The sequence below is a fragment of the Streptomyces sp. YIM 98790 genome, assembly GCF_011421595.1.
Taxonomy (GTDB): Bacteria; Actinomycetota; Actinomycetes; order Streptomycetales; family Streptomycetaceae; genus Streptomyces.
This window is the reverse complement of the sequence record NZ_WTLH01000186.1, coordinates 1-11390: the sequence shown is the minus strand read 5'-3', so window position 1 is coordinate 11390 and position 11390 is coordinate 1. Positions and strand designations below refer to the sequence as shown.

The following is an 11390-nucleotide window of genomic DNA, read 5'->3' as shown; positions in this document are numbered from 1 at the left end:
GGCGGTGCGGCGGGGGCGGATGCCCCGGCCGCCGGGCCGCGGCGGGGCACCGGCGGAGTGCCGTCGTCCGCCGCCCCGCCGCTCCGCCGGGCCATGGGTACGGTTCCGGCCGTCTCCGGTCCGCCGGGCGGCCCCTGCCGCCGGCCGTACCGTCCCGGTCCGCCGTCCGTGCTCATCGAGTCGCCCCCTGACCGGCCCGCGGGCCGCCTGTCACGTCGTCTCCCGGCCCGGCGTCCCAATCTAGCGGCCACCGGCCGGGCTCGACGGTACCGGGCCAAGTACCGGATTCCGGACGGAAATTTCGCGCCGACCCGTTCCCCTGGACCGTCGCGCTGCGCTACTCTCCGTGAGCACGAGCACGTTGCTTCGACCGGCGGTGAATCCCGAATGACGCGCGCCATCTCCTTGCGGGACGTTTCAAAGGTCTACACGGCGAACAGGGGCCGAATCGCTGCCGTCGAACACGTGACGCTGGACATGGCCCCGGGGGAGTTCGTGGTGCTGCTGGGCCCCTCCGGCTGCGGCAAATCCACGGTCCTGCGGCTGATCGCGGGCCTGGAGGAGCCCACCGAGGGGGCGGTGCTGCTGGACGGCGAGTACGCCAACGACATCCCGCCGGGCAAGCGCCGGCTGGCCATGGTCTTCCAGCACTACGCTCTGTACCCGAACATGACCGCGCGGCGGAACATCGACTTCCCGCTGCGCATGGAGGACCGGTACCTGGACCACCGCACGCCGGTGGCCGAGACCGCGCGCATCCTGGGCATCGAGGATCTGCTGGACCGCTACCCGGGCCAGCTCTCCGGCGGCGAGCGGCAGCGGGTGGCCATGGGCCGGGCCATCGTGCGGCGGCCGTCGGCGTTCCTGATGGACGAGCCGCTGTCCAACCTGGACGCCAAGCTGCGCAACCGGCTGCGCGCCGAGATCGCCGCACTGACCCGTCACCTCGGTGTCACCACGGTCTATGTGACGCACGACCAGTCGGAGGCGATGTCACTGGGCGACCGGGTGGTGGTGATGCGGGACGGGCGGGTGCAGCAGGTCGGCACCGCCCGCGAGGTGTACCGCTATCCGGAGAACCTCTTCGTCGCGGCCTTTGTGGGCACGCCCCGGATCAACCTGTTCCGGGCCCGGGTGCTGGCGCCGATGGGCGGCCGGATGGCGCTGGACTTCGGCACCCAGCGGATGCTGCTGCCCGAGCCGCTGAGCGCCGACCACCAGTTGCTGCGCGTCCAGATGGGCCGGGACATCACGGTGGGCCTGCGCTCGGAGGCGATCCGGATCGCCTCGCCGCAGGACGCGCGGCCGGGTGAGGCGCTGCTGCGGGGCGCCGTGGAGCATGTGGAGTTCCAGGGGCACGAGTCGCTGGTGCACGTCGGCATCGGGGCCCGGCCGGCCGAGGTGGCCGGGCTGGAGGCGGCGCGCCGTCCGGGGCAGGCGGAGCAGGGTTCCGGCCGGCCGGGCGGCCGGCTGGGGCGGCTGCTGGGCCGCTCCGGGCGGGCGCACCGGGACCGGTGGGACGACGGGCGGCCCGGCGCCGGCCCGGCCGGCGCCATCTCCGCGGTGACCACGGTCGACTTCGACGAGGGGCCGGAGGACGGGCCCGTCCCGCACACCGGCGGGTATGTCCAGCACGACCGGTACCCGGAGCCCCGGTACCGGGAGCAGGCGGGGCCCGGGGAGTATCCGCGGCAGCCGCGGCGGGGCGGCGGATACGGGCGGCATGCCGCCGGGCCGGAGCACGGCGTCGCCGGGCCCGGCGCGGCGGACGACCCGGCCGCCCGGATGGCGGCCGGACTGGTGGTGCGCACGGAGGCGGACAGCCGGATCCATGTCGGCCAGCGGGTGCCGCTGCTGGTGGACCTGGCGCAGCTCTACGTCTTCGACCGGGAGGGCGCCCGGATCTGCCCGGTGCCCGCCCAGGCGCCGCCGCTGGAGCACTGAGCGCGGCCCGCCCGCCGGGCCGGCGGGGGCTATGGACGGCGCGGCGAAGTCGGCGGGGGTGAGTGTGCCGTGGCGGTGCATGTCCCGGGGGCGGGTGCGGCCCTAGCCTGCGGAACGGAGCCCTGTCCGCCACCCGCCGAGGAGACGCATCCATGACCACCATGCCCGCCGTGCCCGCCCCGACCGGCCTGGCCGGCGGTCCGTCCCTGCCCCAGGAGCGCAAGCTCGTCACCGCCGTCCCCGGCCCCAGGTCCCAGGAGCTGATGGCCCGCAAGCAGGCCGCCGTGGCCAACGGCGTCGGCACCGTCATGCCGGTGTTCGTGGAGCGGGCCGGCGGCGGCATCGTGCAGGACGTGGACGGCAACGCCCTGATCGACTTCGGCTCCGGCATCGCCGTGACCTCGGTGGGCAACAGCGCCGAGGCGGTGGTCCGCCGGGCCGCCGAGCAGCTCTCCCGGTTCACCCACACCTGCGCCATGGTCACCCCCTACGAGGGCTATGTGGAGGTGTGCGAGGAGCTGGCCCGGCTCACCCCCGGCGAGCACGCCAAGAAGTCGGCGCTGTTCAACTCCGGCGCCGAGGCGGTGGAGAACGCCGTCAAGATCGCCCGGTACGCCACCGGCCGGCAGGCGGTGGTGGTGTTCGAGCACGGTTACCACGGCCGCACCAACCTCACCATGGCGCTGACCGCCAAGAACATGCCGTACAAGCACGGCTTCGGCCCCTTCGCCCCGGAGATCTACCGGGTGCCGGTGGCCTACCCGTTCCGCTGGCCGACCGGCCCGGAGCGGTGCGCCGAGGAGGCCGCCGCGCAGGTGATCGACCAGATCACCAAGCAGGTCGGGGCGGAGAACACCGCCGCGATCGTGATCGAGCCGCTGCTCGGCGAGGGCGGCTTCATCGAGCCCGCCCGGGGCTTCCTGCCGCGGCTGGCCGGGTTCGCCCGGGAACACGGCATCGTGCTCGTGGCGGACGAGATCCAGTCCGGCTTCTGCCGCACCGGACAGTGGTTCGCCTGCGAGGACGAGGGCGTGGTGCCGGATCTGATCACCACCGCCAAGGGCATCGCGGGCGGCCTGCCGCTGGCCGCGGTCACCGGCCGGGCGGAGCTCATGGACGCCGCGCACACCGGCGGCCTGGGCGGCACCTACGGCGGCAACCCGGTGGCCTGCGCGGCCGCGCTGGGCGCCATCGAGACCATGCGGGAGCTGGACCTCAACGCCCGGGCCCGCCGCATCGAGGAGATCATGAAGCCGCGGCTGGCGGAGCTGGCCGCGCGGCACGAGGCGATCGGCGAGGTGCGCGGGCGGGGCGCCATGCTGGCGGTGGAGCTGGTCAAGCCGGGCGGCGGCCGGGAGCCGGACCCGGAGGCGACGGCCGCGGTGGCCCGGTACTGCCACGGCCAGGGGCTGCTGGTGCTGACCTGCGGCACCTACGGGAACGTGCTGCGCTTCCTGCCCCCGCTGGTGATCGGCGAGGACCTGCTGGCCGAGGGCCTGTCGATCCTGGACAGCGCCTTCTCCGCGCTGACCACCCCGGTGCGCGGCGAGCCCTGACCGACCGCCACGCCCGGGGCAGCGGCGGAACCCGGCGCGGCCGGGGTGGCCGGGGGCGCGCAGGGGTGCCGGGTTCCGCCCACCGGGCGGTGNCGATCCTGGACAGCGCCTTCTCCGCGCTGACCACCCCGGTGCGCGGCGAGCCCTGACCGACCGCCACGCCCGGGGCAGCGGCGGAACCCGGCGCGGCCGGGGTGGCCGGGGGCGCGCAGGGGTGCCGGGTTCCGCCCACCGGGCGGTGCTCGCCGGCCGGTGGCGGTTCCGGTTCCGGAGGGCACGGCGCGGCCGTCCGGGCCGTGCCCGGCCGCCGCGCCCCCGTCCCGGGGCGACCCGGTGGGAGCGGCAGCCGGACGTTGCCGGGCGACGCCGTGCCCTGCTCCGCCCCTTCCCCGTGAACCCTGCTGCACCGGGCGGGCACCACGCTGCCGCCCGCCGGCGCGCGGGCCGGGGCGGACTCCGCGTAGAGATGGTGTGGGGGGCTCGTGTACGCGTACAACCCGGCAGGTGTCAGGCCGTACGGTCATGACCGGAAGCGGGCGCAGTGAGCCCCGGACTTCCTCCCCATGGCCGGCGCCGCCAGTCTCCTCCCCCCGGGCACGCGGCAGGCCGGCCGAGGCACAGGACTGCCCCGGAGATCTCCCCCCTCGCTCCGGGGCGGTCGCCTTCTTCCGGTCCGCCGGCACCCTTCCGGGGCCCGGTCAGCCCTCGGGCGCCTGCCCCGGTCCGGGCTCCGGCTCCGGCCGGGCGTCGCGGCCCGCACCGCTGCCGGTGCCGGTGCCGGTGATGCGGACCAGGGCGGCGGCCTCGTGCATGGCCAGTTCCAGCATCTCCGGATCGGTCAGCAGCCCGGAGCCGTCCGGCGGCACCAGCCAGTGCACCCCGCCGCTGGTCCGTGCCGGATGCGGCACCACGATCCAGCTGCCCCGGCCCGCCGCGCGGACCCCGGTCCCGATCCAGCGGCCGGCCGTGCCCGGCGGTACGAAGTAGCCCACCCGGGCGCTGTCGTCCGCCAGCACCGGACCGGTCGGGGCGGACACGCCGTCCAGCACCTCCAGCGTGACGTGCCCGATGCCCGGCGGCAGCACCAGCACGTCCCAGCGGCGCCCGGCCGGCAGCAGCACCACGCCGCGCGGATTCCGCTCCCATTCCCAGCGGCAAGCCCCCGGTTCGGGCGCCGCCGCAGCCAGCCAGGCCATGGCCGACCGCGGCCCGGGCTGCCCGTTCGGCTCGCTCATCACGTGTTTTCCTCTCGCCCGAGGCCCCGGGCGGGGCCTTGCGTCTCATCCCCCAGTGAGAGCGGCCGGGGCCCGCGCTCTTACGCGACTGCGCTGCTTTGCTTTCGCGGCTTTCCGGGCGGGCCGGGTCTGCGGCCCGGATCAGACGTCGGCGCGCTCGCGGCCGCCGGGCCCGCCGGGCCTTCCGGGTTCGTCGCGTCCGCCGTCGCCGCTGCCGTCCGGACCGATCCGGAACTCCCAGTAGGCGGTGTCGTGGCCGGGGCCGGGCGAGAAGTCGACCGCCACCCGGGAGGTGCCGGGCGGCAGGGTGAAGGAGAGGACCATCTCCGTGGAGTTCCCCGGCCGCAGCAGGCCGACCGGGCTGAGCCGCACCCGTACCCGTCCGGGGGCCATTTCCCGGCCGTCGGTGCGGACCCGGATGTCCTGGTCGGACAGATCGGCCCGGTCGTCGCCCTCCTGGGTGAGCGTGACGGTGAGGCGGGTGGCGGTGTCGTGCTCCGGACGCCCGGGCGCGTCGAAGACCGCCACCAGGCCGTCCTCCCAGACCACCCGGTCGCCCGCGTCCGCCGTCCGGTCCGAGCCGGGCCCGGAGGTGACCGCCACGCTGTCCACGGCGCCCGCCACCAGCAGCCCGGTGAGCAGCGCCCCGGCCACCACGGCCACCCCGCCCGCCGACATGCCGGACACCGCCCAGCCGCGCCGGCCGCCGGTGCCGCGCCGCACCCGGCCCAGGGCCACGGCGCCCACCGCGAGGGCGGCGATGCCGAGCGGCACGGCAGCCGGGGCGGCGACGAAGGTGCAGCAGACCACCAGCGCCCAGATGCCCAGGGCCAGGGAGCCGCGCGCCGCACCGTTGCGCGGCAGCGGCTGCGGCAGCGGCAGCGGCTGCGGCAGCCCGGCGGGCGGGCCGGAGAGGGGAAGGGCCGCGTACGGCTGCCCGGCATGGGTCTGCCCCGCGTCCGCCGGGCCCCGGGCCGCGGCGGGGTGGACCGGACCCGGAGGCGGGGTGGGCGGCTCCGGGACGGGCCCGGCCGGGGCCGGGCCCCCGGCTATGCCGCCGTCCGTTCCGCCGCCGCCCGGCTCCGGCGCTGCTGCGGAACCGGTCTGCCAATGGTGCTGCTGGGCGGTCACCGAACCTCCACGTCCCCTCCGCGGTCAACGGCCCCACACCCTACGGCGGGTGCCCGGCGGACGGAACGCACGCCCGCGGCCCGCCCGGCGCCGCCTGCGCTTACCATGACGGCGCGTCCGGCGTCCGCGCCACCCCGCGCCCGCCGCCGGCCGGCCGGAACCCCCGCCAGATCAGGAGTGCATGTGTCCGAGCAGGACCCCACCGACCTCACCGGCTTCATCGCCGGGCTGCCCAAGGCGGAGCTGCACGTCCACCATGTGGGCTCCGCCTCCCCCCGGATCGTCGCCGAACTCGCCGCCCGCCACCCGGACTCGCCGGTGCCCAAGGACCCGGACGCGCTCGCCGAGTTCTTCACCTTCCGCGACTTCGCGCACTTCATCGAGATCTACGTCTCCGTGGTGGACCTGATCCGGGACCCGGAGGACATCCGGCTGCTCACCTTCGAGGTGGCCCGGGAGATGGCCCGGCAGAACATCCGCTACGCCGAACTCACCGTCACCCCCCACGGCTTCACCAGGCGCGGCATCCCCGCCGAGGGCGTGATGGAGGCCATCGAGGACGCCCGCCGGGCCGCCGAGCGGGAGCTGGGCCTGGTGCTCCGCTGGTGCTTCGACATCCCCGGCGAGCTGGGGCTGCCCGCCGCCGAGGAGACCGCCCGGATGGCCTGCGAGCTGCGGCCGGAGGGCCTGGTGTCGTTCGGCCTGGGCGGGCCGGAGATCGGGGTGCCGCGGCCGCAGTTCAGACCGTTCTTCGACCGGGCCATCGCCGAGGGCCTGCACAGCGTGCCGCACGCCGGGGAGACCACCGGGCCGGAGACGGTCTGGGACGCGCTGCGGGAGCTGCGCGCCGAACGGATCGGTCACGGCACCAGTTCGGTACGGGACCCGCGGCTGCTGGAGCACCTGGCGGAGCACCGCATCCCGCTGGAGGTCTGCCCGACCTCCAATGTGGCCACCCGGGCGGTGACCGTTCTGGAGGAGCACCCGGTGCGGGACATGGTGGCGGCGGGTGTGCCGGTCACCATCAACAGCGACGACCCGCCGATGTTCGGCACCGACCTGAACACCGAGTACGCGGTGGCGGCGCGGCTGCTGGACCTGGACGAGACCGGGCTGGCGGAGCTGGCCCGGAACGCGGTGGAGGCGTCCTTTCTCGACACACCCGCGAAATCACGCCTTTCGGGTGAAATCGACAGTTATCTGTCCTCATGGCTGCAACGACGACCCGGCAACGGCTCATCCGCACAGGATCCGCGGCGGAACGGGTGGACCCCTTGACGCTTGTCATCGCGCACCGCGGCGATCCGTACCGGGCGCGGGAGAACACCCTCGCGTCATTCCGGTCGGCGCTCGCCGCGGGCGCCGACGTGGTGGAACTGGACGTGCGGCTCACCCGGGACCGGGTCCCGGTGGCGCTGCACGACACCACCCTGAAACGGCTGTGGGGACATGACCTGGAGGTGGCCGGGCTGACCGCGACCGAGGTGCGGGAGCTGACCGGCGGCGGGGTGCCCACCCTGCGCGAGGCGCTGGAGGTCACCTTCCCGGCCCGTACCCTGATCGACCTGCCGGGCCCCTCGGCCGCGGACGCCCGGGCGGTGGTGGCCGAGGTGGCGGCCGAGGGTGCCGGGGGGCGGGTGTACTACTGCGGCGATCCGGGGGCGCTGCGCGCGGTGCGGCGGGCCGATCCGGAGGCGGAGATCTCCCTGACCTGGAAGCGGGCCGCCCCGGTCCGGGACTCGCTGCTGCGCGAGGTCCGCCCGGCCTGGCTGAACTACCGCTGGAGCCTGCTGGACGAGCGGACCGTGGAGCGGGCCCGGGAGCGCGGCTACCAGGTCTGCGCCTGGACCGCCGACACCGCGCGCGCCATGCGCCGCCTGCTGGACCTGGGTGTCGACGCCGTCCACACCAACCGGCCGGGCGTACTGCGCGCCGAGGTGGCCCGTGCCCGGCAGCGGCGGGGGAAACGGAACGGTGACCGGTGACCGGTGGCCCCGTGCCGCTGGGCGGGACACGGGGCCACCGGGCGGTCGGCCCTGTCGGGGGACGCCGGCCGACCGAGCCGGGCGCCGGGGATCGGGCGGGGACCGGCCTCGGGTCCGCGGGGCCGGGGGGCACCCGGACCTCAGGAGCTCAGGAGCTCACGGGCCTCACCGGCCGCAGGAGCCTCAGGAGCCTCAGAAGCAGAGCCAGCCGCCGGGAACGTGGATGCAGTAGTTGGGGTGGTCCGCCGCGGCGGCGGGGACGGCGGAGACGCCCCCGGCGAAGAGGCCGACCGTGGTGAGGATGACGGCCAGCCGGGCGGCCGTACGGGAACGGGTACGGGGGCGGGTGGGGTGTCCTTCGCGTCGCATCGGGAGTGACCTCCGGTAGCTGCGTGACTGGGGGGTGGGACACAACGGCGCGCCTGCGTGGCCGGATGGGGGCGCCGCGGCCACGCGATCAGTCACCGACCGTACCAGCACGATTGCAGTTGTACAGGGCAGCTTTTCGGCCAACCGCGCCTGGAGTGGCGCAAGATGTGCGTGCGACGGATGCGGGGCGGACACCCGGCACACCCGCCACCCCGGCCGGACCGGGAACCGCGGAGGGACGGGAACGAGAACGGGAACGGGAACGGGAACGGGCACCAGGACGGGAACGGCGGCGGCCGGTGTGCCCGGGAAGGTCCCCGGGCACACCGGCCGCCGCGTCCCGGCTCAGAGCGCGGTCATCACATGCTTGACCCTGGTGTAGTCCTCCAGGCCGTAGGCGGAGAGGTCCTTGCCGTAGCCGGACTTCTTGAAGCCGCCGTGCGGCATCTCGCCCACCAGCGGGATGTGGGTGTTGATCCAGACGCAGCCGAACTCCAGCGCCTTGGACATCCGCATGGCCCGCCCGTGGTCCTTGGTCCACACCGAGGAGGCCAGCGCGTACTCCACGCCGTTGGCGTACTCCACCGCCTGGGCCTCGTCACCGAACGTCTGCACGGTGATCACCGGGCCGAAGACCTCGTTCTGCACGATCTCGTCGTCCTGCTGCACGCCGGTGACCACGGTCGGGGCGTAGAAGAAGCCCTCCTCGCCGACCCGGTGGCCACCGGTCTCCACCCGGGCGTGGGCGGGCAGCCGGTCGATGAAACCGGCGACCTTGGCCAGGTGACCGGCATTGTTCAGCGGCCCGTAGAAGCAGTCCGGGTCCTCCACGTCGCCCGTCTTGACCTCGGCGGTGGCCTTGAGCAGCGCGTCGACGAAGGCCTCGTGCACCGATTCGTGCACCAGCACCCGGCAGGCGGCGGTGCAGTCCTGCCCGGCGTTGAAGAAGCCCGCGTCCCGGATGCCCTCGGCCGCCGCGGTCAGGTCGGCGTCCTCGAAGACCACACAGGGTGCCTTGCCGCCCAGTTCCAGATGGACCCGCTTGACGTCCTTGGCGGCGCTGGCGGCCACCTCCATGCCGGCCCGCACCGAACCGGTGATGGACACCATGGCCGGGACCGGGTGCTCGGTCATCAGCCGCCCGGTGTCCCGGTCGCCGCAGATCACGTTGAACACCCCGGCCGGCAGGACCCCGCCCAGGATCTCGGCCAGCAGCACGGTGGAGGCCGGGGTGGTGTCGGAGGGCTTGAGGACGACGGTGTTGCCGGCGGCCAGCGCCGGGGCGAACTTCCAGACCGCCATCATCAGCGGATAGTTCCAGGGCGCCACCTGGGCACACACGCCCACCGGCTCCCGGCGCACGAACGAGGTCAGGCCCGCCATGTACTCGGCCGCGGCCTTGCCCTCCAGCATGCGGGCGGCCCCGGCGAAGAAGCGGATCTGCTCCACGATCGGGCCCAGCTCCTCCTGCCGGGTCACCTCCAGCGGCTTGCCGGTGTCCCGGCACTCGGCGGCCAGGATGTCGTCCGCCCGCGCCTCGAAGGCGTCGGCGATCTTCAGCAGGGCGAGCTGGCGGGCGGCCGGGGTCGCGTCCCGCCAGGCGGGGAAGGCCGCCGCGGCAGCGGCCATGGCGGCGTCCACGTCCGCCGGGCCGGAGAGCGGGGCGGTGGCGTAGGGGAGGCCGGTGACCGGATCGACCACCTCCAGGGTCCGGCCGTCCGCGGCGTCCCGGAACTCGCCGTTGATGTAGTTGCGCAGCCGACGCAGCTCGGTGGTGGTCACAGCACCCCTCCTGCTTCCTGTTCCTTCTCGATCGGACATTCCAGACTAAGCGCCGTGACGGAGCGGACGACAGCCCCGAAGGCCGGAAATCCTCCGTCGTGACACCCTTCGAGCAGCGAGAATGTCATTCTTCTCGCTTTCTCGACGAATAATCTCCGCGCCGACGGCGGCCANTAATCTCCGCGCCGACGGCGGCCAGGCCCGGCCGGGCGGCGGCAGCGGCGGACCGCCCGCCGTCCCCCGTCCGGCCGCAACCGCCGCCCGCCGTAACCGAAATCGGCGTGGCGCGTTGGTCCGGGCACTCGCCGCCGACCAGCGGAGGTGCCGTGTGACGACCGCCCCACCCGACAACGACGTGCTCTGGGCACGCGGCCTGCACCGCGCGCACGCCGGGTCGCCGGCCCTGTGCGACGTGTCGCTCGCCGTGCGGGAGGGCGAGATCCTGGCCGTCACCGGAGGGCGCGGCAGCGGGCGCACCACCCTGCTGGACTGCCTCTCCGGGCGGCTGCTGCCGGACCGGGGCGAGGTGTGGTTCAACAGCATCCCGGTGCACACCCTGTCCCGCGCGGCGCGGGACCGGCTGCGCCGCGAGCGGTTCGGCTGGATCGGCCACCGCGCGCGGCTGGTGCCGGAGCTCACCGCCCGCGAGAACGCGGCGCTGCCGCTGCTGCTGGCCGGGGTCGGGGCACGCACCGCCCGGCGCACGGCCCAGGAGTGGCTGGAGCGGCTGGACGTCGGGGACTGCGCGCGGCGCCGGCCGCAGGCCCTGGACCGGGTGCAGCGGCAGCGGGTGGCCATCGCACGGGCCCTGGTGCACCGGCCCGCCGTGCTGTTCGCCGACGAGCCCACCGCGCCGCTGCACGGGCGGGAGCGCCGCCTGGTGCTGCGCACGCTCACCACGGCGGCCCGCTCGCACACCATCACCACGCTGCTGGCCTGCAACGATCCCCAGGCCGCGGAGCTGGCCGACCGGAGCATGGCACTCGCCGACGGCCGCCTGGCATGCTCGCTCACCGCCTAGTCCGGGGCGCGGGGCCGGCGGCGCTGCTGCGCCTGCTGCTGGTGGCCTCGGCCACCGCCGTGACCGGTCATCTGCTGCTGGACGCATTCGATCAGGCCCTTTCCGCTCCGGAACGGCCGGGCGCGGCGCCGGTCCGCCTGGCCTGGTGCGCGGTGCCGATGGCGGCCGCCGGGTATCTTGCCGTCCTGGCCGTGCCGCGCCGCCCGGACCTGTCGGCGCTCGGCATGCCCGCGGCCCGGCAGGCCGCAGTCTGGACGGCACTGCCGGCGCTGCTGGGCAGCGCGGCGGCGCTGCTGCCCCGGTTTCCGCCGCTCGCCGTACTGCCCGCGGCGCTCACCCTGCTCGCCGCTCCCCCGCTGCTGGCCAC

The 11390-nt window shown here is 75.2% G+C and carries 9 protein-coding genes and 1 pseudogene; 6 read left to right on the top strand and 4 right to left on the bottom strand.

Annotation, left to right across the window (positions count from 1 at the left end; genetic code table 11):
* Positions 1 to 387 precede the first annotated feature (387 nt).
* Together GQS09_RS23305 and gabT are read left to right on the top strand one after the other, a co-directional pair.
* Entirely contained in the window at positions 388 to 1944 is a 1557-nt protein-coding gene (locus tag GQS09_RS23305) for an ABC transporter ATP-binding protein (protein ID WP_243761708.1), read from the top strand.
* 152 nt (positions 1945 to 2096) lie between these two features.
* Positions 2097 to 3500 (top strand): 4-aminobutyrate--2-oxoglutarate transaminase, encoded by a 1404-nt coding sequence (gene gabT / locus GQS09_RS23300; protein WP_165989382.1) that lies wholly within the window; start codon positions 2097 to 2099, stop codon positions 3498 to 3500.
* A 698-nt stretch (positions 3501 to 4198) separates the two neighbouring features.
* Here the strand turns inward: gabT and GQS09_RS23295 are convergent.
* The gene (locus GQS09_RS23295) at positions 4199 to 4735 is read right to left on the bottom strand and encodes a hypothetical protein (protein ID WP_243761707.1); all 537 of its coding nucleotides are present in this window, start codon (positions 4733 to 4735) and stop codon (positions 4199 to 4201) included.
* 141 nt (positions 4736 to 4876) lie between these two features.
* A complete protein-coding gene (locus tag GQS09_RS23290) occupies positions 4877 to 5866 on the bottom strand; it encodes a hypothetical protein (protein WP_165989380.1) in 990 nt (329 codons plus the stop codon).
* A gap of 105 nt (positions 5867 to 5971) precedes the next feature.
* Between GQS09_RS23290 and GQS09_RS23285 the strand changes: the two genes are divergently transcribed.
* Both GQS09_RS23285 and GQS09_RS23280 read left to right on the top strand, forming a co-directional pair.
* Complete coding sequence (locus GQS09_RS23285) at positions 5972 to 7144, top strand: adenosine deaminase (RefSeq protein ID WP_165989378.1); 1173 nt, start codon at positions 5972 to 5974, stop codon at positions 7142 to 7144.
* The gene (locus tag GQS09_RS23280; protein WP_165989376.1) at positions 7141 to 7851 is read left to right on the top strand and encodes a glycerophosphodiester phosphodiesterase; all 711 of its coding nucleotides are present in this window, start codon (positions 7141 to 7143) and stop codon (positions 7849 to 7851) included. The genes GQS09_RS23285 and GQS09_RS23280 overlap by 4 nt, the downstream gene beginning before the upstream one ends.
* Before the next feature lie 192 nt (positions 7852 to 8043).
* Here the strand turns inward: GQS09_RS23280 and GQS09_RS23275 are convergent, their stop codons facing one another.
* Together GQS09_RS23275 and GQS09_RS23270 are read right to left on the bottom strand one after the other, a co-directional pair.
* On the bottom strand, positions 8044 to 8220 hold the full coding sequence (locus GQS09_RS23275; protein WP_165989374.1) for a hypothetical protein: 177 nt from the start codon (positions 8218 to 8220) through the stop codon (positions 8044 to 8046).
* Between the two features lie 345 nt (positions 8221 to 8565).
* Positions 8566 to 10041, bottom strand: coding sequence for a gamma-aminobutyraldehyde dehydrogenase (locus tag GQS09_RS23270; protein ID WP_165989372.1), 1476 nt, complete (start codon positions 10039 to 10041; stop codon positions 8566 to 8568).
* A 289-nt stretch (positions 10042 to 10330) separates the two neighbouring features.
* Between GQS09_RS23270 and GQS09_RS23265 the strand changes: the two genes are divergently transcribed.
* Entirely contained in the window at positions 10331 to 11023 is a 693-nt protein-coding gene (locus GQS09_RS23265) for an ATP-binding cassette domain-containing protein (RefSeq protein ID WP_313896301.1), read from the top strand.
* Positions 11005 to 11390: pseudogene (locus GQS09_RS23260) on the top strand (hypothetical protein); the annotation flags it as partial. The gene GQS09_RS23265 and the pseudogene GQS09_RS23260, both read left to right, overlap by 19 nt.

Coding starts and splice junctions, on each gene's coding strand:
- GQS09_RS23305 (WP_243761708.1), top strand. CDS start 388: ATGACGCGCGCCATCTCCTTGCGGGACGTTTCAAAGGTCTACACGGCG.
- gabT (WP_165989382.1), top strand. CDS start 2,097: ATGACCACCATGCCCGCCGTGCCCGCCCCGACCGGCCTGGCCGGCGGT.
- GQS09_RS23295 (WP_243761707.1), bottom strand. CDS start 4,735: ATGAGCGAGCCGAACGGGCAGCCCGGGCCGCGGTCGGCCATGGCCTGG.
- GQS09_RS23285 (WP_165989378.1), top strand. CDS start 5,972: ATGACGGCGCGTCCGGCGTCCGCGCCACCCCGCGCCCGCCGCCGGCCG.
- GQS09_RS23275 (WP_165989374.1), bottom strand. CDS start 8,220: ATGCGACGCGAAGGACACCCCACCCGCCCCCGTACCCGTTCCCGTACG.
- GQS09_RS23270 (WP_165989372.1), bottom strand. CDS start 10,041: ATGTCCGATCGAGAAGGAACAGGAAGCAGGAGGGGTGCTGTGACCACC.